Consider the following 21,394-nt stretch of genomic DNA (forward strand, 5'->3'; position numbering starts at 1 on the left):
CGAGCACGGGGAGCGGGCCGGTGGGCGCCGGCGTCAGGGCCGCAACACGCGGACGACGTCGAGGTCGCGGTAGGACGCCTCCCCTTCGGTGACCTCCTGCATCCGCTTGGCGAAGTCCGCGGTCACCGGGTGGTCGGAGTTGCGCATCGCCGAGGTGTGGTCGGGGAAGGCGACTATCTCGACGTAGGTGTCGGCGCGGTGGCGGTCGGCAGCGACCACGCCCCAGCGGATGGTGGTCTCCTGCCCCATCCGCTCCCGCCACTCCTCCACGATGCGGCCGAAGCCGTCGAGGTCGCGGGCGTGGAACTCGATGAGCTGCAGGAAGGAACCAGGCTCGGCCAGGAGCCCCTCCTCGTCCCGCAGCCCGGCCCGCAGCCCCTCCCGCAGCTCGGCGCCGTCGGTGTGCCCGTGCGCGGCGACGGCGTGCGCCACCGCCAGTTCGAGGACCTCGTCCTCCTCGCCGGAGATCTGCACGGTGCAGCTGCGCTCGCCGGGGATCGTCCGGCAGTCCAGGCTCTTGCGCGCCACGGCTCCTCCTCCGTCGCGAGGCCCCGGCCCGCCCGGCCGGTGGGCCAGTGGCCGGGGCGACGGTGGCGCAGGGAGGGAGCGGCGTCCAGTGCCGGAGGTCCTGGTCGCGCGGGTGCCTCAGCGCGGGGTGCAGGCGGCCGCGAGCTCCCCGTGGTAGGCGAGCACCAGGGGGGTGCCGGTGCACACGACGCTGCGCCCGGGCTCGCCTGCCACCGCGCCGACACCGGAGGGGCCCACCGGCCACTCGGCGCCGAGGAGGGACTCGACGAACCCCGGCGCCACCATCCGGTCCACGCGGGTGTCCTCGGGGTCGACGCCGTTCATCTCGGCGGCGTACCGGTAGGCCTCCTCGCGGCCGAGGACCCGGTCGACCAGGCCCCGGTCCACGGCGGTGTAGCCGTCGAAGACGAAGGCACCCAGCTCGTCGACGATCGTCTGCGGCGGGATGCCCCGGGTCTGGGACACCCACCCGACGAACGCCTCGTACTCCCGGTCCAGGCCGCGTCCCAGGACGGCCCGCTCCTCTTCGGTCATGTCGCGGTAGGGGTTGCCGAGGTCCTTGCCGCGGCCTCGGGAGAGGTACTCCTCGGTGACACCGCCGTCGGTGGTCACGCCCGGCTCCAGCAGCGAGCCCGGGATGCCGGTGACGTCGCGGAACCGCTGGAACGGGCCCATGACCACGCCGATGCTGCCGACGAGGCTGCCGTGGTCGGCGACGATCTGGTCGGCCCCCGCCATGGCGTACACCCCGCCCGAGGCCGACATGCCCTGCACGTGGGCCATCACCTGGTTGCCGGTCCGCTTCTGGTAGCGCTCCACGGCGTCGGCGATGGCGCGGGAGCCGTAGATCGTCCCCCCGGGGGTGTTGAGCTCCAGGATCAGCCCGTCGGCGTCCTCGGCCTCCAGGGCGTCGATGGTGTCGGCGACGTCGTAGCCGTAGGTCGCACCGCCGAAGGTGACACCGTCGCTCTCGCCGCCCAGGATGACACCGGTGACCGGGACGGCGATCAGCCGCGCCGAGGCACCCGCTGCGCCCCACACGGTCTCGGTCGGCGGCCCGGGAGGAGAGCTGTTGTCGGCCCCTGCGGTCAGCCCGACCAGGGCCAGCACCATCACCACGGTCAGCCCCAGGGCGACCCCGCCCAGCGCCAAGCCGGCGCCCAGGGCCGCCCCCAGCCCGACGGCGAAGCCGCGCCGGAAGTAGCCGGGCCCCCACACCCGCGGTGGCAAGGGCACCGGTACCGGCCGCGCCGCCGGCGGCGGGGTCGCCGGCGGCGGCGCATCGGGTGGTGGCAGCTGCGTGCTCACGTCGGGGCCCCCCGGGATGTCATGACAGCGGAGCGGCGACCCTAACCACGGACATCGGCCACGGACAGTCACCGCGCCGCGTCGTCAGCAGCCCGTGACCGGGCCGACCGGGGAAGGGGGACGGGTACCCACCGACCGGCAGGAGCGCAGGTCGGACCCTCGCTGGGCTGGTGGAGACGAGGGGAATCGAACCCCTAACCCCCGCCTTGCAAAGGCGGTGCTCTGCCAATTGAGCTACGTCCCCGGGGTGGGAGGCGGGGCCTCCCGGCGGGTCAGCGAGCGGCCGGCGTGCTGACCGCCTGGGGGCCGCGGGTCGCCTCGGCCCAGAGGTCAGCCTCTGCCCTGCCCGCCGAGCGCCGGCGGACGGCGGCGAGGGCGGTCGCGGCGGCGGCCGCGAAGACCAGCTTCCTGAGCACGCGGGGTACCTCCTCGAGGGGAGTCCCCCTCCTCGAGAGGGGGCCGGAGGCCGACCCCGGGACCGGGGTGGGCCGGTGGGGCCAGTACACGGGTGGGCCTGGGAGGACTTGAACCTCCGGCCTCATCCTTATCAGGGATGCGCTCTAACCGCCTGAGCTACAGGCCCGTGGACCTCGACCAGCGTACCTGCCGCCGGTACGCCGTCCGCAGGGGGGTGGTGCGAGGTCGACCTCGCGGGCCGGCTGCGGATACACGTCAGGCGCCCCCTGAGCAGGTGCGAGAGGACGCCTGTCGCGTGTTCGCCGAGGACGGGGTCCTCTGTCAGTCGCGCTCGGAGAGGGTGACCTCCAGGCCGCCGACCAGGTCGGAGCACATGTTGTAGATGAACGCCGCGACGGTGCACAGGGCGGTCATCAGCACGATGTTGATGGCCCCGATGACCGCGGCGCCACCGAAGACGATGCCCGGGGTGATGACCTCGCTGCGGCCGTCACCACCGGAGGCGCTACCGAGCTGGCCGAAGAGGTCGTTGAGGGTCTCGAAGACACCGAGGCCGGAGAGGATGCCGTAGAGCAGGCCGACGGCGACCATCCAGATGAAGAACATCGCGATCGACAGGACCAGCGAAATCTTCAGCGCGGAGAACGTGTCGATGTGCCGCAGCTGCAGCCGGGCGCGGCGCGGGCCGCGGGCGGACTTGCCGGCACCCCCACCACTCGCAGCGGAGGCCGCCACCGCACCCGCGGCGGGCTGCGCGCCGGTGGACGGGGAGGCGGCGGGCTGCGTGCCCGACGCCGGGCCGGTCGCGGCCGGGGCCCCGTCGGCGGCCACGGCCTGGCTCCGGGCGGTGTTCGCGCCGGGGATGGTCTGCGTCGACCCCACCGAGGGCGGATCGTCAGCCGCGGGCTGCTGACCGGTCGCCGTCCCCTGTGCCGGGGAGGTCTCCCCGGTCCGGGACCCGGTGCGCACCGAACCCTGCGTCCGGTCGCTCATGCGAGTCTCCCGTTCCCCAGCGGCCCTCGCCGCTGCCTCACACCCGGGGTACCCGGCGCGCGGCCGGGAGCACCCGGGCGCCGGTCAGATCCCTGGTGGCTGTGACGGAGGAGCGGGGCGCCCACACCCGGGAGTGCGGACGCCCCGCCTCTCCGTCATCGTCCCCAGACTAGGCGGCAGGCTCGTCGTTGTCCGTCGTACGGGCGATCGCCACGATCGACACGTCTTCCGGCAAGTTCATGAGCTTGACACCCATGGTGGCGCGGTCCTTGTTGTGCCGGACGCCGTTGACCGGGGTCCGGATGACGCCGCCGCCGGAGGTGATGGCGTAGAGCTCGTCGCCGAGCCGGACCGCCAGGGCCCCGACCAGGTTGCCCTTGCGCGCCTTGGGATCGGCGGTGAGCACGCCCTTGCCGCCGCGGCCCTGGGCCGGGTAGTTCTCGATCCCGGTCCGCTTGGCGAAGCCGCGCTCGGTGGCGACGAGGACGTCGACGCCCTCCTCGACCACCATCATCGACAGCAGCGAGTCGTCCGAGAACAGCGCGATGCCGCGCACGCCCTCGGTGGCCCGGCCCATCGGCCGCAGTGTGGCGTCGTCGGCCTTGAACCGGATCGACATCGCCTTGCGGGTGACCAGCAGCAGGTCCTGCTCCGGGTCGATGAGCGCGGCGCCCACCAGCTCGTCGCCCTCGCGCAGGTTGATCGCGATGACGCCGCCGCTGCGCGGGGAGTCGAAGTCGGTCAGCCGGGTCTTCTTGACCTGCCCGTTGGCCGTGGCCAGGACCAGGTACGGGGCGACCCGGTAGTCCTTGATCTGCATGACCTGGGCGATCTTCTCGTCGGGCTGGAAGGCCAGGATGTTGGCCACGTGCGCACCACGGGCCGTGCGGTTGGCCTCGGGCAGCTCGTACGCCTTGGCCCGGTAGACGCGGCCCTTGTTGGTGAAGAAGAGGATCCAGTCGTGGGTGGAGCCCACGAAGAAGTGGTCGACGATGTCGTCCTGCTTCAGCGCCGCACCCATGACGCCCTTGCCGCCGCGGCGCTGCGACCGGTAGAGGTCGCTCTTGGTCCGCTTGGCGTAGCCGGTGCGGGTGATGGTGACGACGACCTCCTCCTCCGCGATGAGGTCCTCCATGGAGACGTCGCCGTCGTTCGGCACGAACTTCGTGCGGCGCTCGTCGCCGTACTTCTCCACGATCTCGGCGAGCTCGTCGTGGACGATCTGCCGCTGCCGCTCGGGCGAGTCGAGGATCGCCTGCAGGTCGGCGATGCGGGCCTCGAGCTCGCCGAGCTCGTCGAGGATCCGCTGCCGCTCCAGGGCGGCGAGCCGGCGCAGCTGCATGTCCAGGATGGCGGTCGCCTGGATCTCGTCGATGTCGAGCAGCTCCATCAGGCCGCTGCGCGCGGCGTCGGCGGAGGCGCTGGACCGGATGAGGGCGATGACCGCGTCGAGCTGGTCGAGGGCCTTGGCCAGCCCGCGCAGGAGGTGCGCCCGCTCCTCGGCCTTGCGCAGCCGGTAGCGGGTCCGCCGCTGGATGACCTCGATCTGGTGCAGCACGAAGAAGCGGATCAGCTCGTCGAGCCGCAGCGTCCGCGGGACGCCGTCGACGATCGAGAGCATGTTGCAGCCGAACGTCGTCTGCAGCTGGGTGTGCTTGTAGAGGTTGTTCAGCACCACCTTGGCGACGGCGTCCCGGCGCAGCGTGATGACCAGCCGGCGGCCGACGCGGTCGCTGGACTCGTCGGCGATCTCGCTGATGCCCTGCAGCCGGCCGTCGCGGACGGCCTCGGCGATCGCCTCGGCCAGGTTGTCCGGGTTGACCTGGTAGGGCAGCTCGGTGACGACCAGCTGCACCCGGCCCCGGGCGTCCTCCTCGACGGTGACCACCGCGCGCATGCGGACCGAGCCGCGGCCGGTGCGGTAGGCCTCCTCGATGCCCTCGCGGCCGACGATGAGGCCGGCGGTCGGGAAGTCGGGGCCCTTGACCCGCTGCATGCAGGCGGTCAGGGCCTCCTCCGGCTCGGCGTCGGGGTGGTCGAGCACCCAGAAGACGGCCTCGGCCACCTCGCGGAGGTTGTGCGGGGGCATGTTGGTGGCCATGCCGACGGCGATGCCGGCCGAGCCGTTGATCAGCAGGTTGGGGATGCGCCCCGGCAGGACCAGGGGCTCCTGGTTCTTGCCGTCGTAGTTGGGCTGGAAGTCGACGGTGTCCTCGTCGATGTTGGCCAGCATCTCCATGGCCAGCGGGGTCAGCCGCGCCTCGGTGTAGCGCATGGCCGCCGCCGGGTCGTTGCCCGGCGAGCCGAAGTTGCCCTGGCCGTCGATCAGCGGGTAGCGCATCGACCACGGCTGGGCCAGCCGCACGAGGGCGTCGTAGATGGCCGAGTCGCCGTGCGGGTGGTAGTTACCCATGACCTCGCCGACGACGCGGGCGCACTTGACGTAGCTCCGGTCGGGGCGGAAGCCCTGGTCGTACATCGCGTACAGCACGCGGCGGTGCACCGGCTTGAGGCCGTCACGGACCTCGGGCAGCGCGCGGCCGACGATGACCGACATCGCGTAGTCGATGTAGCTGCGCTGCATCTCCTGCTGGAGGTCGACCGGCTCGATGCGGTCGCGGGCAGGGGTCTCGGTCACGGTTCAGGTCTCCAGGTCGTGCACAGATGGGAACGAAGTCGCGGGTCGGGCCCCTGCAGGACCCGACGCCGGCCCGCGTGCAGGTGGAAGGACCCCGTCCTCCCCACCCTCCGCGAGCTCAAAGCGGGACCCGGGACGGGGCCGGGAAGAAGACGCTGCGGGGGGCACGGGGTCCTCTCTCAGACGTCGAGGAAGCGGACGTCCTTGGCGTTGCGGGTGATGAAGCTGCGGCGGGCGTCGACGTCCTCGCCCATGAGCACGCTGAACAGCTCGTCGGCGGTGGCGGCGTCCTCGAGGGTGACCTGCAGCAGGATCCGCGTCTCCGGGTTCATGGTGGTCTCCCACAGCTCGGTCGCGTTCATCTCGCCGAGCCCCTTGAACCGCTGGATGCCGTCGTCCTTGGGGATCTTGCGGCCGGCCTCGGCGCCGGCCTTGAGCAGCGCGTCCCGCTCGCGGTCGGAGTAGGCGTACTGGTCGCCGACCTTGCCGCCCCACTTGATCTTGTACAGCGGCGGCTGCGCCAGGTAGACGTGCCCGGCCTCGACCAGCGGCCGCATGAAGCGGAACAGCAGGGTCAGCAGCAGGGTCCGGATGTGCTGCCCGTCGACGTCGGCGTCGGCCATCAGCACGATCTTGTGATAGCGCAGCTTCGACAGGTCGAACTCGTCGTGGATGCCGGTGCCGAACGCCGTGATCATCGACTGGACCTCGGTGTTCTTGAGCACCCGGTCGATGCGCGCCTTCTCGACGTTGATGATCTTGCCGCGGATGGGCAGGATCGCCTGGAACATCGAGTCGCGGCCGGACTTGGCCGAGCCGCCGGCGGAGTCGCCCTCGACGATGTAGACCTCGGAGTTGCGCGGGTCGGTCGAGCGGCAGTCGGCCAGCTTGCCGGGTAGGCCGGTCGAGTTCAGCGGGTTCTTCCGCGCCAGCTGGCGGGCCTGCTGGGCGGCGCGGCGGGCGCGCGCGGCCGAGCTGGCCTTGGTGATGATCTGCTTGGCCTCGGCCGGGTTGGCCTCGAACCAGTGCCCGAGCTGCTCGTTGCAGACCCGCTGGACGAAGCCCTTGACCTCGGTGTTGCCGAGCTTGGTCTTGGTCTGGCCCTCGAACTGCGGGTCGCCGAGCTTGATCGAGACGATCGCGGCGAGGCCCTCGCGGATGTCCTCGCCCGTGAGCTTCTCGTCCTTGCCCTTGAAGAGCTTCTTCTCCTCGGCGTAGCGGTTGACGATCGAGGTCAGCGCCGCGCGGAAGCCCTCCTCGTGGGTACCGCCCTCGTGGGTGTTGATGATGTTGGCGAAGGTGTGCACCGACTCGGAGTAGGCCTCCGACCACTGCATCGCGATGTCCACCGACATCGCCGTGTCGTTCTTGCCGGTGCCCTCGGCCGCGAAGCCGATGACCGAGCGGTGGATGCCGGTCTTGGTCCGGTTGAGGTGGGCGACGTAGTCCTTGAGGCCGCCTTCGTAGAAGTACGAGATCTCGGTGGGCTCGAAGGCCGGCTCCTCGTCCTGCGGGGCCGGGGCCTCCTCGGCGAGCGACACCTCCTCGGCCATGCCGGTCTCGGCCTTGCTGTGACCGGGGCGCTCGTCGCGCAGGATGATCCGCAGGCCGGCGTTGAGGAACGCCATCTCCTGCAGCCGGCGGCTGATCGTGTCGAACGAGTAGGTGGTCGTCTCGAAGATCGCCGGGTCGGCCCAGAAGGTGATCTGCGTGCCGCGCTTCTTCGTCGGACCGATCTTCTCCAGCGGGGAGGGCTTGGCCTCGGCGTAGTGCTGGTGCCACTCGGTGCCGTCGCGCCAGACGCGCACGTCGAGCTCGCTGGACAGCGCGTTGACGACGGTGACGCCGACGCCGTGCAGGCCGCCGGAGACGCCGTAGCTCTTGCCGTCGAACTTGCCGCCCGCGTGCAGGACGGTCATGACGACCTCGACGGTCGGCCGCTTCTCGACCGGGTGCATGTCGACCGGGATGCCGCGGCCGTTGTCCTCCACCCGGATGCCGCCGTCGGCGAGCAGCGTCACCCGCACGGTGTCGCAGTAGCCGGCCAGGGCCTCGTCGACGGCGTTGTCGACGACCTCCCAGACCATGTGGTGCAGGCCCCGCTCACCGGTGGAGCCGATGTACATGCCGGGGCGCTTGCGCACCGCCTCGAGACCCTCGAGGACGGTGATGGAGCTGCCGGAGTAGGCGTCAGCCTGGGCGTCGGTCTTCGGTCGAGCGACCACGTGGGGCCCTTCTGTCGCGCACCCGGTGGCTGGCGCCCCGAGTGTGGACAGGGGCGCAGAACGGCTCTCAGCCGGATGCTGGCGGTTTCTGCTCTCCAGGATACCGGGTGGTACGACAGGAATGCCGTCGTCCCGGCCCTCACGTCGTGTCTGCGCCACTCGCAGCTCGTCTGCCACCACCGGTGTTGCCCCCGGGGTCGACACGCCGTCCCCGGGACGCTGGCGGCCCCGTCCCGGGCAGGCCCCGTCCAGAGGCTCACCGCGAGCTCGCGAGCGGTGAGGAGGACGGGGCCTGCTACTGCGAGCGGTGGGGGGCGGAGGGGTCCTTCGTTCAGTTGTGCGGTCCCGTCGGCCCCTCGCCGGTCAGGTGGGCCGGGTCGAACCGGGGCACCGCGGCGCCGGTCCGCCGGTTGACGAGGACCGTCACACCCCACAGGACGACGCCGATCGCCAGGAGGACCCCGGCGATCCGGTACTGCTCGGCCGGCCGACCCGCCCACGGGGTGGCGAGGTAGGCGCAGGCCAGAGCGCCGACGACGGGCAGCACCGTCGGGGTGCGGAAGTGGTCGGCGTCGACCCGGTCCCGGCGCAGCACGAGCACGGCGACGTTCACCACGGTGAAGACCATGAGCAGCAGCAGGGCCGTCGTGCCGCCGAGGGCCGGCACCGCCCCGACGAAGGTGATGAGCCCGAACGCGAGCGCGGTGGTGAAGAGGATCGCCGTGGTCGGGGTCCGGCGGCGGTGGTGCACCCGGCCCAGCAGGGGCGGCAGCACCCGCTCACGGCTCAGCCCGTAGACCAGCCGGCTGGCCATGAGCATGTTGATCAGCGCGGAGTTGGCGACGGCGAACATCGTGATGACGCCGAACAGCCCCAGGGGGAACCCGGGCGCCCCGGCCTCGACCACCTGCAGCAGCGGGGTGTCCCCCTGGCTGAGGTCACCCGCCGGCACCAGCGCGATCGCCGAGATGGACACCAGCACGTAGATCAGGCCGGTCAGGCACAGCCCGGCCAGCAGCACCTTCGGGAAGATCCGCCGCGGCTCCTTGCACTCCTCGGCCATGTTCACCGAGTCCTCGAAGCCGACCATCGCGAAGAAGGCCAGCCCGGTGGCGGCGATGACCCCGCCGACGACCGAGCGCTCGCCGGTGTCGAACTCGGTCACCCGCGAGAAGTCGCCGTCCCCACCGGCCAGCGCCCACACGCCGACGCCGATGACGATCAGCAGCCCGGTCAGCTCCACGCAGGTCAGGACGACGTTGGTCTTGACGCTCTCGCCCACCCCGCGGAGGTTGACCAGCGCGACCAGGGTCATGAAGCCCAGGCCGATCAGCGTGATGCCGATGCCCTCGCCGAGCCCGAGGCCGGTCACGCTCGCGAAGTTGGCGCTGAACGCCCGCGCGGCGGTGGACGCCGAGGTGATGCCCGAGCTCATCACCGCGAAGGCGACCAGGAACGTCACGAAGTGGACGCCGAACGCCTTGTGCGTGTACAGCGCCGCGCCGGCCGCCTGCGGGTACTTGGTGACCAGCTCCAGGTAGCTGAACGCGGTGACCAGCGCGACGAGGAAGGCGACCAGGAAGGGCAGCCACACGACACCGCCGACCTGGGCGGCGACCTGGCCGGTGAGGGCGTAGATGCCGGTGCCGAGGACGTCGCCGACGATGAACAGCAGCAGCAGGCCCGGGCCCATCACCCGCTTCAGGGCGGGCTGGCCGTCGGACGTGCGGTCGGGTGCAGCGGTGGTGTCGGCCATCGGGGACCCCCTGCTCGACGGGTGCCGGTCGACGCGACCGCCGTTGGTCTGAGCGGACCCTGCCGATGGTGGCGGGTCGACCGGGTGTCCTGCGACCCGAGCGCGCGCGGGGTCCACGGCCGACACTCGGGACATGGCCGAGAGCGACGGCACCACCAGCGTCCCCCCAGCGAAGACCTGCCTCGTCACGGGCGCCACCGGCTACATCGGCGGGCGGCTCGTGCCCGAGCTGTTGGCCGCCGGGCACCGGGTCAGGGTGATGACCCGCGCCCCGGAGCGGCTGCGCGACCACCCCTGGGCCCGCCGGGTCGAGATCGCCCGGGCCGACGCCGCCGACGAGGAGGCGGTCGCGGCGGCCTGCGCCGGGGTCGACGCCGTCTACTACCTGATCCACGCCCTGGGCGCCGGTCCGCAGTTCGAGGAGACCGACCGGCGGACGGCGCAGGTGATGGCCCGGGCGGCGCGGGAGGCCGGCGTGGGCCGGCTGGTGTACCTCGGTGGGCTGGAGCCTGACGGCGAGGAGCTCTCCCCGCACCTGCGCTCGCGGGCCGAGGTCGCCGAGATCCTCCTTGGCTCCGGCGTCCCGACGGCCGTGCTGCGGGCCGCGGTGGTGCTGGGGTCGGGGTCGGCGTCCTTCGAGATGCTGCGCTACCTGACCGAGCGGCTGCCGGTGATGGTGACGCCGCGCTGGGTGCACAGCCGGATCCAGCCGATCGCCATCCGCGACGTGCTGCGCTACCTGGTCGGCTGCGCCACGCTGCCGCCGGAGGTGCACCGGTCCTTCGACATCGGCGGCCCGGACGTCATGACCTACCTCGACATGATGCAGCGGTTCGCGGCGGTGGCCGGGCTGGCCCGGCGGCGGATCCTGCCCGTCCCGGTGCTCAGCCCGGGGCTCTCCAGCCACTGGGTCGGCGTCGTCACCCCGGTGCCGGCGTCCATCGCCCGGCCGCTGGTGGAGTCGCTGCGCAACACCGTCGTCTGCTCCGAACACGACATCGCCCGGTACGTCCCCGACCCGCCGGAGGGGCTGCTCGGGTTCGACGAGGCGGTACGGCTGGCGATCCAGCGGGTCCGGGACGCGACCGTGGCCACCCGCTGGTCGTCGGCGTCCACACCCGGTGCGCCGTCGGACCCGCTGCCCACCGACCCGGACTGGGCCGGCGGCACCCTCTACCTCGACGAGAAGACCCGGGAGACCTCCGCGTCACCGGAGGCGCTGTGGCGGGTGGTCGAGGGCATCGGCGGGGACGCCGGCTGGTACTCGTTCCCGCTGGCCTGGGAGGTGCGTGGCTGGCTGGACCGCGCGGTCGGCGGGGTGGGGCTGCGCCGGGGACGACGGTCGCCGTCGGACCTCTACGTCGGTGACGCGCTGGACTTCTGGCGGGTCGAGGAGCTGGAGGAGGGCCGGCTGCTGCGGCTGCGCGCCGAGATGCGGCTGCCCGGGCTGGCCTGGTTGGAGTTCCACGTGGAACAGGAGGACGGGCGCACCCGGCTGCGGCAGAAGGCGACGTTCAAGCCGAACGGCCTCTTCGGCCACCTGTACTGGCGGGTGCTCGTACCCTTTCACGGCCCGATCTTCGGCGGCATGGTGCGCAACATCTGCCGCGCCGCGGAGCAGGGCACGGCCGCCGCGGCGGGGCAGCAGCGCGCCCACGCGGCCTAGCGGCGTGACGGTGATGATCAGCTGAGCTCACCGTTCCGCGTCCTGGCTCAGCACCGGTGGTGAGCCAGGAACCGCGGTGATCAGCTCACCTGATCACCGCGGAATCAGACCAACAGTTGGGCGGCGGCGAGCTCGCGGTAGAGCGGGCTGGTCTCCACCAGCTCCTCGTGGGTGCCGGTCGCGACCACCCGCCCGGCGTCCAGGACGACGATGCGGTCGCTGTCGAGCACGGTCGACAGCCGGTGCGCCACCACCAGCAGCGCCCGGTCGGCGGACGCCGCGGCCAGGGTGTCGCGCAGCAGCGCCTCGTTGCGGGCGTCGAGGCTGGCGGTCGGCTCGTCGAGCAGCAGCAGCGCCGGGCGCGACAGCAGCGACCGCGCGATCGCCAGCCGCTGCCGCTCCCCGCCGGAGAGCAGCACGCCGTCGTCCCCCACCGGGACGTCGAGCCCGCGCGGCGAGCGCTGCACCACCTCGGTGAGCCCGACGTCGGCCAGCACCGCCCACAGCTCGGGGTCGGTCGCGTGCGGCGCCGCCAGCAGCAGGTTGTCGCGCACCGACCCGGCCAGCACCGGCGCCTCCTGCTCGACGTAGCCCAGCCGGGCGCGCAGGCCGGCCCGCGGCAGGTCCCGGACGTCGGTCCCGGCCCACCGCACCGCCCCGCCGGTCAGCGGGTAGAAGCCCTCGACCAGCGCCAGCACCGTCGACTTGCCCGCACCCGACGGGCCGACCAGCGCCACCCGGCTGCCGGCGGGCACGGCCAGCGACACCCCGCGCAGCACCTCCGGGCCGTCCGGGTAGCGGAACGAGACGTCGTCCAGCTCGAGCAGCGGCACGTCGTCCCCCGGCGACGACGCGGGGACGGCGACGGCCGCTCCGCCCCGCTCGGGCCGCGCGTCGTCCTCCGGGTCGAGCGCGAGCACCTCCCGCACCCGCGCGAGCGCGCCCAGCCCGTTCTGCAGCTGGGTCCACGCCCCGATCGCCTGCCCCAGCGGCATGACCAGCAGGAACAGGTACAGGATGAACGCGACCAGGTCGGCGACGGCGATCGAGCCGGCCGCCACCCGGTACCCGCCCAGCCCGAGGACGGCGAGGAACGCCCCCTGCACGGCGATCGAGCCGGCCGGGCTGACCAGGGCCTCCAGCCGGGCCACCCGCACGCCGGCCTCGTAGGCCCGGCCCGCGCTGGCCGCGACGACGTCCACCTCGCGCGCGGTCGCCCCGCTGGCCCGGATGGTGCGCACCGCCGACAGCGCCCGCTCCACGGCGGCGGTCATCGCGCCGACCTCGTCCTGGGCCTGCCGGGAGAGCCGCTGCACGCCGCGGGCCACCGAGACGACGACCGCGAGCCCGACGGCGACCGACGCGACGGTGACCAGGAGCAGCCACCCGTCGACCAGCGCCATCGCCACGACCGCGCCCACCGCCACGACCGCGGACCCGGCCACCTCGACGACCCCGGAGGTCACGGTGGCCCGGAGCAGCGTGGTGTCCGCACCGACCCGCGACATCAGGTCCCCGGTGCGCCGCCGGTCGTACTCGGCGACCGGCAGCCGGAGCAGCCGGTCGGCCAGCGTGCGCCGGGTGGAGAGCACCACGCCCTCGGCGGTCCGCTGCAGCAGGTACCCCTGCACCGCCCCGAGCGCCGAGGAGGCCACCAGGACGACGACGAGCAGGCCGACCGCGGGCAGCAGCTCCCGGCCGGCGCCGACGGCCTCGATCACCCGGGCGACCAGCACCGGCTGGGCCAGGGCACCGGCCGCGGCGACCAGCGAGAGGACAGCGGCTGCGGCCAGCGGGCGCCGGTGCGGCCGCAGCAGCGGCAGCAGCTCGCGCAGCGTCGCGGGAGGAGCGGCCGCTGTGGGGGTGGTGCTCACCGGCCCGGACGCCGGCTCAGAGGGCGGGGGCCAGGGCGCTGACGATCGCGGTCAGCAGGCGGGCGTGGTGCTCGATCAGCTGCGGACGGTGCCCGTCGGGACGGATCGCCGCGATGTAGCCACCCGCCAATCCACCCCCATCAGCCCCCGCCGCCGTCCAGAACTCGTCGCCGTCGTCGGTCCCCAGCAGGAGGCCGCGCACCGTGGCGTCGCCGACCAGCGCGCGGGCGGCCGGGCCGTCGTCGGCGGCCAGCAGCACCCAGCGGGTGTCGAAGGCAGGGTCGCCGCTGGGGACCTGCACGAGCCCGCCGGTGCGGTGCTTCCAGAAGCGGGCCGGCGACAGCCGCAGCGGCGGGAGGATGCCGAGCACCGGAGCGGCGGTGACCGCATACTCCGGCACCGCGTACCGCCCGGAGGCGTACAGGACGTCGAAGGCGACCAGGTCGAGCGTGCCGTGGCGGCCGCGCATCACGCCGGCGGGGCGGTGGTCCCTCGTGGCGCGGACCGGGGCCGTGCGCACCAGCTCGGCGAGGACGGCGTCCTCCGGCGCGGTGCCGTCGGAGATGGCCCAGCCCTGCTGGACGGCCCAGCCCTGCGCCCCGACGGCGTCGCCCTGGTAGGCGAAGACCTGCTCGAGCTCGCTGGGCCGGCGTGGCCGCCGGCTGCCGAAGAGGCCGCCGGGGACCGGCTGCTCGCCGGCGGTCTGCGGGCCGGCGGCCGGGGGCTGCGCCGGGCGTTCCGGGGCGGCGGGCGGCAGGTCCCAGCCCGGCGGCTGCCAGGCGGTGCTGCCGCCGCTCTCACTGCCGCCGCTCTCGGCCGGGCGGTCGGCGGCCGGCCCGTCGGCGGGCGGCTGCTGTCCCGGGATCTGCTCGGCCGGCGGCTGCCCGCCGGAGCCGCCGGCCCCGCCGAGGTGGCCGGGCTCGCGCCAGCCGCTGCCGTCGTCGGGGCGCTGCTCGAAGCCGTCGCGGTCGCGCGGGCTGCTCATCGCTGCCTCGTCTCCATGTGGGTCGTCCTCCCGGAGCCCCCGCGCCGGGCGGCTCCTACCCGTACGTGTCCCGCGGTCCGCGGCCGCGGACCGAGCGGGGGCCCTTCTTCCAGCTCGGGGCCGTCGGACCGACAACGCGCAGCCGGGTCACGACGTCCCCGCCGACCGACGCGTGCAGCTTGGCGAGGATCGTCGGGGCCAGCAGCCGCAGCTGAGTGGCCCACGCGGTGGACTCCGCGACCACCAGCAGCTCGCCCTCGGTGAGGGTCTGCGGCGCGCAGTGGGCGGCGATGTCGGGACCGACCAGTGCCGACCACCGGCCGAAGACGGTGCCGACCTTCGTGTGCTCGGTCCAGTCCTGGGTCCTGACGAGGTTGTCCACCAACCGGGCCAGTGGCTGCGGGTCGTCGTCCCCCGGCCGGGGCCCGCTCCAGGTGCGCTTCGGGCCGGCGATCCGCCGCCGGGTGGGGCGGGGCCGGGACGCCGACGCCGCGCGCGCCGCCTCCAGCGCCGCGCGGGCGATGTCGCTGGGCCGCGCCGGCCGCTCCTCGCTCATGGGACCTCCTCCCGCACGGCCCCATCCTCGGCGGCCTGCGGGTCGAGCGGTACCGCCTGCCCGCCGGCGACCTGCACCACCGTGCCGCGCAGCTCCGCCGGGACGTCGTCGAGCACCGCCGCGGTGACCAGGGACTGCTCCGCGCCGCGCGCCACCGCGGCCAGGGCCGCCCGGCGGTCGGCGTCCAGCGTGGCGAAGACGTCGTCGAGCACGAGGATCGGCTCGTCGCCGTCGGCCCGCAGCAGCGCGAAGCAGCCGAGCTTGAGCGCCAGGGCCAGCGACCAGGACTCCCCGTGGCTGGCGAACCCCTTCGCCGGCAGCGACCCCAGCGAGATGACCAGGTCGTCGCGGTGCGGGCCGACCAGCGTCATGCCGCGGTCGACCTCGTCGCTCCTGCGCTCCGCCACCCGTTCCCGCAGCGCGACGGAGAGCTCCCCGGCCGTCGGCAGCCCCGTCCCCTCGCCGACCGGCGTCCCGTCCCCGGCCAGCGGCACCGTGCTGGCGTAGCCGAGCGCGGCGACGGCGGCATCGGCGCCGGCGACCTCCGCGTAGGCGCGGGCCATGTGCGGGGCCAGGTCAGCGACCAGCCGCAGCCGCGCGGCGAGCAGCTGCCCCCCGAGGTCGACGAGGTGCCCGTCCCAGACGTCGAGCGTGGCCAGCGCGTCGCCGCGGGCCATCCGGGCGGTCTTGAGCAGGGCGTTGCGCTGCTTGAGCACCCGGTCGTAGTCGTTGCGCACGCCGGCCAGCCGCGGGGTGCGGCTGACCAGCAGGTCGTCGAGGAAACGCCGCCGTTCGGCCGGGTCGCCGCGGATGAGCACCAGGTCCTCCGGTGCGAACAGCACGGACTTCACCAGCCCGAGCAGCTCGCGGGGCCGCGGCAGCGGCGCCCGGTTGACCCGCACCCGGTTGGCCTTCCCCGGGTTGATCTCGATCTCGACCAGCAGCTCGCGGTCCTCGCGGCGCAGCGCCGCCCGGACCACCGCCTGGGACGCGCCCTGCCGGACCAGTGGGCCGTCGCCGGCGACCCGGTGGCTGCCCATCGTGGCCAGGTAGCCGACCGCCTCGACGAGGTTGGTCTTGCCCTCGCCGTTGCGGCCGACGAACACCGTCGGCCCCGGCTGCAGCGCGAGGTCCACCCGGTCCCAGTTGCGGAACGAGCCCAGCTGCAGGTGTCGCAGGTACACCTCAGCATCCCCGCGGTGAGGTGCTGGAACGGCCCCCCGGTGACCGGATGGAACGGCCCCCTTGCAGGGCCCCGCCACGAGCCTGCGAGTGGTGGGGGGCAAGGGGGTCCTTGTTCATGCGGGGCGCTCGGCCTCCTGCTCGCGGACGGCGTGCACCGCGTGGCCGCCGAACTGCTGGCGCAGCGCGGCGACGGCCTTCATCGTCGGCGAGTCCTCCTGCCGGGAGGAGAACCGGGCGAACAGCGAGGCGGCGATCGCCGGCATGGGGACGGCGTTCTCGATGGCCTGCTCGACGGTCCACCGGCCCTCGCCGGAGTCCTCCGCGTAGCCGGTGATCTTCTCGAGGGCCGGGTCCTCCTCCAGCGCGCGCACCAGCAGGTCGAGCAGCCAGGAGCGGATGACGGTGCCCTGGGTCCAGGACTTGACGACGCCGGGGACGTCCTCGATGAGGTCGACGGCGGCCAGCAGCTCGTAGCCCTCGCCGTAGGCCTGCATCATCGCGTACTCGATGCCGTTGTGGACCATCTTGGAGAAGTGCCCGGCGCCGACCGGCCCGGCGTGCACGAAGCCCGCGCCCGGCATCTCCTGCCCGGACTCGTCCTTGGGCGACGGCGGCTTGAGCGCGTCGAAGACCGGCTGCACCTTGGCGACGTCCTCCCGGGTGCCGCCCACCATCAGCGCGTAGCCGTTCTCCAGGCCCCAGACCCCGCCGGAGACGCCGGCGTCCAGGTAACCGATGCCCTTCTCGCGGCACAGCACGTCGTGGACCTGGTCGTCGGTGTACTTGGAGTTGCCGCCGTCGACGATCACGTCGCCCGGCTCGAGCAGCCCCGCCAGCTCCTTGACGGTGGCCCGGGTGGGCTCACCTGCCGGGACCATCACCCACACCACCCGCGGCGCGGACAGCGCCTCCACCAGCGCGGGCAGGCTGTCGACGTCCCGCCTCTCCGGGTGGTGGTCGAAGCCGACGACCTCGTGACCGGCGCGGCGCACCCGCTCGGCCATGTTGCCACCCATCTTGCCCAGCCCGATCAGCCCCAGCTGCACGACGCAGTCCTCTCCTCAGCAGTTGACGGACCCCCTGCCCCACGGCTCGCGTGCTCGCGGCGGGACCCCTCGGGAGGGACGTGCACGCGCCCGCGCTCGAGGGGGCCTGGGTCCATCTTTCAGCCTGGCAGGCGCACCGGCATGATCAGGTACCGGTAGCTCCCCGGCCGCTCCGCCGGGCGGGACGCCGCCTCGTCGCCGTCGGCCGCCGGCTCCAGCACGCCGGAGAGGACGGCGGGCTTCAGCGGGCTGGTGAAGTCCATGCGCGCCCGCGGCGTGTGCACCGCGGCCAGCCCGTCGAGCAGGAACGTCGGGTTGAAACCGATGGTCAGCGGATCGCCCTCGAACTCGACGTCGCAGCGCTCCTCGGCCTGACCCTCGTCGTCGGTGCCACCGGCGCGCAGGGTGACCTGGCCCGGCGTGAACTCGCAGCGCAGCGGCGTGCCCCGCTCGGCGACCAGCGCGACCCGCTTGGCGGCGTCGGTGAACGGCCCGACCGGCAGCGTGGCGTTGCTGGCCGACTCGGTGGGCATGATCGCCCGGTACTTGACGAACTCGGCGTCCAGCAGCCGGGTCGTGGTCTGCCGGTCCTTGCCGGAGAGCCCCAGGATGCCCTCCCCGGAGCCGCCCGAGGACAGCGACAGGGTGATCTCGGGCCCACTGGTCAGCGTCTTCGCCGCGTCCGCCAGCGTGCGGGCGGGCACCAGCACGGCCGCGGTCAGGCCCGGGGTCTCCGGCCGCCAGGCGAACTCGCGGACGGCGAGGCGGTAGCGGTCGGTGGCCGCCAGCGTCACCAGGTCGTCCTCGATCTCCAGCCGGACGCCGGTGAGCATCGGCAGGGTGTCGTCACGCCCGGCGGCGACGGCCACCTGACCGACGGCCTCGGCGAAGACGTCGCTGTCGACGACGCCGGCCGACGACGGCATGGCCGGCAGGGACGGGTAGTCCTCGACCGGCAGCGTCGGCAGGCTGAACCGCGCGTTGCCACAGGAGATCGACAGCCGCGGGCCCTCGGCGGTGAGGTCGACCGGGTGCGGCGGCAGCGCCCGGGTGATCTCGGCGAGCAGCCGGCCCGGCACCAGCACCCGGCCGCTCTCGGAGGCCTGCACGTCGACCTCCGCGCGCGCGGAGACCTCGTAGTCGAAGCCGGACACCGACAGCTGACTGCCGTCGACCTCGAGCAGGATCCCGGCCAGCACCGGCACCGACGGCCGAGGCGGCAGGCTGCGCGCCGTCCACGCGACGGCATCGGCGAGCACCTCACGTGCCACCCGGAACTTCATGACCCGATCCACCCCAGCTGTCGTCGACGTCCCTCGTGGTGCGCTGCTCATCGTGCCCTCTAGGGGGGACATCGAGGTAACCGCTGTCCTCGATCAGGTCACTCCCAGCGCAGCGTCCCCACCCAGAGTGTGGTTCGAGAAGCCCCGATCTATCTCCCTCATCCTCGTCATCACCGGTGTGGATCCTGGGGATCGAGGCCGTCCGCGCAGGTCAGCCCACAAGTCGACGTGTTGACCGGCTGTGGGGGGATCGGCGGACTCCCGTGTCGACACGTGGACATCTCGACGGTTGCCCACACCGGCCGCCGTCTCTCCACGCCCTGTCCCCTGCTTGCCCCAGCTCCGTCCCCAGTCGGTACCCAGGCGCGGGCGCCCGGCGTCGCGACGGCCGGCCCCGACGGCGCCAGAGCGAGGAAAGCCGCAGGTCAACGCGTTCCCCAGGTGGATCCCCAGGCGTGGACGGCGCCGCGGGTGTCCCGGGCACGTCGTGACGGCTCGTGACCGAACGAGGAGAGATCTCCCCAACCTGTGCACATCGCTGGGGACAACTCCTCTCCGAGTCGATACCGGTCACCGGTACGGGTGACCTGCTCACCGCGCCGGGCGGGGACGGCGACCGCGCGTCCACCCACAGACTTGTGGACACACCGCGGCCCGGTGGGGACGCAGAGGTGGACGACCGGGAGTCGCCGCTGCCGCTGACGGCGGTTCCCGCGGGGACCGCCGGGAGACCTCGGTCAGGCGGACGGGGGACGACGCCCAGCGCCCCCCGATCCGCCTGACGACGTCGGCCGTCGACCGCAGGTCTGCGGCGGAGGGCCGGATCACCGTCCAGCCGGCGGCGACGAGCCGCCGGAGCCGGACGCCGTCCCGAGCGACCTGACGGCTCTCGACGCGGCGCTGACGCTCGTACCGAGGTGCCGGGCCGACGGAGGTGCCGACAGGGGTCAGGAGCGCGCGCGGCTCTTGATCCGGGCCGTCAGCTCGGTGACCTGCGTGTACGTCGCCCGCCGCTCGCTCATCAGGTTGGTGATCTTCTTGACGGCGTGCATGACCGTGGTGTGGTCCTTGCCGCCGAAGGAGGCCCCGATCCGCGGCAGGGACAGCTCGGTGAGCTCCCGGCACAGGTACATGGCGATCTGGCGGGCGTTGACCAGCGTGCGGCTGCGGTTGGCGCCCTGCAGCTCCTCCATCGTCACGGAGAAGTACTCCGCGGTGGCGGCCATGATGATCGCCGCGGTGATCTGCGGGCCCTGCTCGTCGCTGATCAGGTCCTTGAGCACCAGCTCGGCCAGCGGCAGGTCGACCTGCTGCTTGTTCAGCGAGGCGAACGCCGTCACCCGGATCAGCGCGCCCTCGAGCTCGCGGATGTTGGTCTGCACCTTGCTGGCGATGAACTCCAGCACCGGGTCGGGCACCTGCAGCCGCTCGCCGTAGGCCTTCTTGCGCAGGATCGCGATGCGGGTCTCGAGGTCCGGCGCCTGGACGTCGGTGATCAGCCCCCACTCGAACCGCGTGCGCAGCCGGTCCTCGAGCGTCGTCAGCTTCTTCGGGGCGCGGTCGGACGTGATGACGATCTGCTTGCTGGCGTTGTGCAGCGTGTTGAACGTGTGGAAGAACTCCTCCTGCGTCCGCTCGGCGCGCTCCAGGAACTGGATGTCGTCGATCAGCAGGAAGTCGATGTCCCGGTAGCGGCGGCGGAAGTCCTCGGCCCGCCCGGAGTGCACCAGGTTGATGAACTCGTTGGTGAACTCCTCGGTGCTCACGTAGCGCACCCGCACGTTGGGGAACATCCGCGCCGCGTAGTGGCCGATGGCGTGCAGCAGGTGCGTCTTGCCCAGCCCCGAATCGCCGTAGACGAACAGCGGGTTGTAGGCGCGCGCCGGCGCCTCGGCGACGGCGACGGCCGCGGCGTGGGCGAACCGGTTGCTGTTGCCGATGACGAAGGAGTCGAAGACGTACTTGGGGTTCAGGCCCGGGTCCTGGGCGCCGGCCGGAGCGCGGCGTTCGCCGAACAGCGGGACGGCGTCCCCGGCGCCGCGGACCCCGCCGCGCCGGCCGCGGGACGGCGGTGCGGCCGGCTGCCCTGCGTCCCCGGCGGTGTCGCCGGTGTCCAGGTCGAAGGGCAGCACGGCCACGCCGTCCTCGTCGAGGTCGGTGCCGCCCCAGTCGCGGTCGGCCGCACGGGTGCCGCGGGGGGCGGGGCGACGCGCCGGCGGGCTCCAGTCGGTGGGGGACCACTCCTCCGCGTCGCGCTCGGCGGGCCGGGCGTCGGGGGCACCGGCACCCGGGTCCTCCCAGGCGGGCCTGACGTCGGCGCGCACCCCGAACGCGCTGCGCCCGTCGTCGGCGCGGTCGCGGGTCTCCCGGTCCTCCTCGGCGCGCTGCGCCTCGACCACCGACCAGGGACGGCGGGTCGGCACCTCGGGCGCGGGCGCGGGTGGCGGCGGGGCCGGGCTGTCCTCCACCTGGACGGCGACGCGGATGTCCCGCCCGAGGTGCTCCGACAGCGCCTCGGCCAGCACCCGGCGCATCCGCGACTCGAGCACGGTCTGGGTGAACTCGTTGGGCGCCGACAGCACCGCGGTGTCCTCGAAGACCCCGACCGGGCGGGTGAGGTTGAGCATCGCGTTCTGCTGCGGGGACAGGCTCGTCGCCAGCCGCTCGCGGATCTGGTCCCAGACCGTCGCCAGGTCCACCGTGGCATCGGCCATGGCCCTCGTCCTCCCAGGTTCCCGTGTGTCGTCGGCCCCCGCCGCGGCCGCCCGCCGTCGGGTCCGTCGTCCCCGGTCGGTGCCCCACTGTGGACATCCGGACACACGGAGTCCACACCGGTGTCCACAGGCTGTGCACGATCGGCGACGGATGCGCACCGGCTGCCGAACGTGTCCGCCGGACTGGGGCATCGCCGCTGGTCAGAAGAGAGTCGTCGTT

General features: G+C 73.3%; 15 protein-coding genes and 2 tRNA genes. 1 reads left to right on the forward strand and 16 read right to left on the reverse strand.

Annotated elements, in window-relative coordinates; translation table 11 throughout:
* Positions 1 to 33 precede the first annotated feature (33 nt).
* The 9 genes from BLW63_RS16020 to BLW63_RS16055 form a co-directional block, all read right to left on the reverse strand.
* The gene (locus tag BLW63_RS16020) at positions 34 to 528 is read right to left on the reverse strand and encodes a DUF1059 domain-containing protein (protein WP_091158324.1); all 495 of its coding nucleotides are present in this window, start codon (positions 526 to 528) and stop codon (positions 34 to 36) included.
* A gap of 117 nt (positions 529 to 645) precedes the next feature.
* Complete coding sequence (locus tag BLW63_RS16025) at positions 646 to 1,836, reverse strand: S49 family peptidase (RefSeq protein ID WP_139263583.1); 1,191 nt, start codon at positions 1,834 to 1,836, stop codon at positions 646 to 648.
* Between the two features lie 168 nt (positions 1,837 to 2,004).
* Positions 2,005 to 2,080, reverse strand: a tRNA-Ala gene (locus BLW63_RS16030).
* A gap of 28 nt (positions 2,081 to 2,108) precedes the next feature.
* Complete coding sequence (locus BLW63_RS26905) at positions 2,109 to 2,252, reverse strand: DLW-39 family protein (protein WP_170856805.1); 144 nt, start codon at positions 2,250 to 2,252, stop codon at positions 2,109 to 2,111.
* Positions 2,253 to 2,345: 93 nt separating this feature from the next.
* Positions 2,346 to 2,419 (reverse strand) — tRNA-Ile (locus BLW63_RS16035).
* Positions 2,420 to 2,574: 155 nt separating this feature from the next.
* Positions 2,575 to 3,246, reverse strand: a complete 672-nt coding sequence (locus tag BLW63_RS16040) for a DUF3566 domain-containing protein (RefSeq protein WP_091158326.1) — start codon at positions 3,244 to 3,246, stop codon at positions 2,575 to 2,577.
* A gap of 169 nt (positions 3,247 to 3,415) precedes the next feature.
* Positions 3,416 to 5,884, reverse strand: a complete 2,469-nt coding sequence (gene gyrA / locus BLW63_RS16045; RefSeq protein ID WP_091158327.1) for a DNA gyrase subunit A — start codon at positions 5,882 to 5,884, stop codon at positions 3,416 to 3,418.
* A gap of 179 nt (positions 5,885 to 6,063) precedes the next feature.
* Positions 6,064 to 8,109, reverse strand: a complete 2,046-nt coding sequence (gyrB, locus tag BLW63_RS16050; RefSeq protein WP_091158328.1) for a DNA topoisomerase (ATP-hydrolyzing) subunit B — start codon at positions 8,107 to 8,109, stop codon at positions 6,064 to 6,066.
* Between the two features lie 331 nt (positions 8,110 to 8,440).
* Entirely contained in the window at positions 8,441 to 9,865 is a 1,425-nt protein-coding gene (locus BLW63_RS16055) for an APC family permease (protein WP_091158329.1), read from the reverse strand.
* 133 nt (positions 9,866 to 9,998) lie between these two features.
* Between BLW63_RS16055 and BLW63_RS16060 the strand changes: the two genes are divergently transcribed.
* The gene (locus tag BLW63_RS16060) at positions 9,999 to 11,531 is read left to right on the forward strand and encodes an SDR family oxidoreductase (protein ID WP_091158330.1); all 1,533 of its coding nucleotides are present in this window, start codon (positions 9,999 to 10,001) and stop codon (positions 11,529 to 11,531) included.
* Positions 11,532 to 11,635: 104 nt separating this feature from the next.
* Here the strand turns inward: BLW63_RS16060 and BLW63_RS16065 are convergent, their stop codons facing one another.
* The 7 genes from BLW63_RS16065 to dnaA all read right to left on the reverse strand — a co-directional run bounded on the left by BLW63_RS16065 (position 11,636) and on the right by dnaA (position 21,174).
* Positions 11,636 to 13,405: an ABC transporter ATP-binding protein gene (locus tag BLW63_RS16065; RefSeq protein WP_244522615.1), complete on the reverse strand. Its 1,770-nt coding sequence runs from the start codon at positions 13,403 to 13,405 to the stop codon at positions 11,636 to 11,638.
* 16 nt (positions 13,406 to 13,421) lie between these two features.
* Entirely contained in the window at positions 13,422 to 14,390 is a 969-nt protein-coding gene (locus tag BLW63_RS16070) for a hypothetical protein (protein ID WP_091158331.1), read from the reverse strand.
* A gap of 55 nt (positions 14,391 to 14,445) precedes the next feature.
* Entirely contained in the window at positions 14,446 to 14,946 is a 501-nt protein-coding gene (locus BLW63_RS16075; RefSeq protein ID WP_091158332.1) for a DciA family protein, read from the reverse strand.
* On the reverse strand, positions 14,943 to 16,130 hold the full coding sequence (gene recF, locus BLW63_RS16080; protein WP_091158333.1) for a DNA replication/repair protein RecF: 1,188 nt from the start codon (positions 16,128 to 16,130) through the stop codon (positions 14,943 to 14,945). Before recF ends, BLW63_RS16075 begins: the two co-directional genes overlap by 4 nt.
* A 114-nt stretch (positions 16,131 to 16,244) precedes the next feature.
* Positions 16,245 to 17,177: a phosphogluconate dehydrogenase (NAD(+)-dependent, decarboxylating) gene (gene gnd / locus BLW63_RS16085; protein WP_091158334.1), complete on the reverse strand. Its 933-nt coding sequence runs from the start codon at positions 17,175 to 17,177 to the stop codon at positions 16,245 to 16,247.
* A 119-nt stretch (positions 17,178 to 17,296) separates the two neighbouring features.
* Complete coding sequence (dnaN, locus tag BLW63_RS16090) at positions 17,297 to 18,460, reverse strand: DNA polymerase III subunit beta (protein WP_091158427.1); 1,164 nt, start codon at positions 18,458 to 18,460, stop codon at positions 17,297 to 17,299.
* 947 nt (positions 18,461 to 19,407) lie between these two features.
* On the reverse strand, positions 19,408 to 21,174 hold the full coding sequence (dnaA, locus tag BLW63_RS16095; protein ID WP_091158335.1) for a chromosomal replication initiator protein DnaA: 1,767 nt from the start codon (positions 21,172 to 21,174) through the stop codon (positions 19,408 to 19,410).
* Positions 21,175 to 21,394 lie beyond the last annotated feature (220 nt).

Origin of the sequence: Geodermatophilus africanus, assembly GCF_900107105.1 — a bacterium.
Taxonomy (GTDB): domain Bacteria; phylum Actinomycetota; class Actinomycetes; order Mycobacteriales; family Geodermatophilaceae; genus Geodermatophilus; species Geodermatophilus africanus.

What these genes read in the sequence shown, in the direction of transcription:
- BLW63_RS16040 (WP_091158326.1), bottom strand. Translation starts at nt 3,246, where the DNA reads ATGAGCGACCGGACGCAGGGTTCGGTGCGCACCGGGTCCCGGACCGGG.
- BLW63_RS16055 (WP_091158329.1), bottom strand. Translation starts at nt 9,865, where the DNA reads ATGGCCGACACCACCGCTGCACCCGACCGCACGTCCGACGGCCAGCCC.
- BLW63_RS16060 (WP_091158330.1), top strand. Translation starts at nt 9,999, where the DNA reads ATGGCCGAGAGCGACGGCACCACCAGCGTCCCCCCAGCGAAGACCTGC.
- BLW63_RS16070 (WP_091158331.1), bottom strand. Translation starts at nt 14,390, where the DNA reads ATGAGCAGCCCGCGCGACCGCGACGGCTTCGAGCAGCGCCCCGACGAC.
- BLW63_RS16075 (WP_091158332.1), bottom strand. Translation starts at nt 14,946, where the DNA reads ATGAGCGAGGAGCGGCCGGCGCGGCCCAGCGACATCGCCCGCGCGGCG.
- dnaN (WP_091158427.1), bottom strand. Translation starts at nt 18,460, where the DNA reads ATGAAGTTCCGGGTGGCACGTGAGGTGCTCGCCGATGCCGTCGCGTGG.
- dnaA (WP_091158335.1), bottom strand. Translation starts at nt 21,174, where the DNA reads ATGGCCGATGCCACGGTGGACCTGGCGACGGTCTGGGACCAGATCCGC.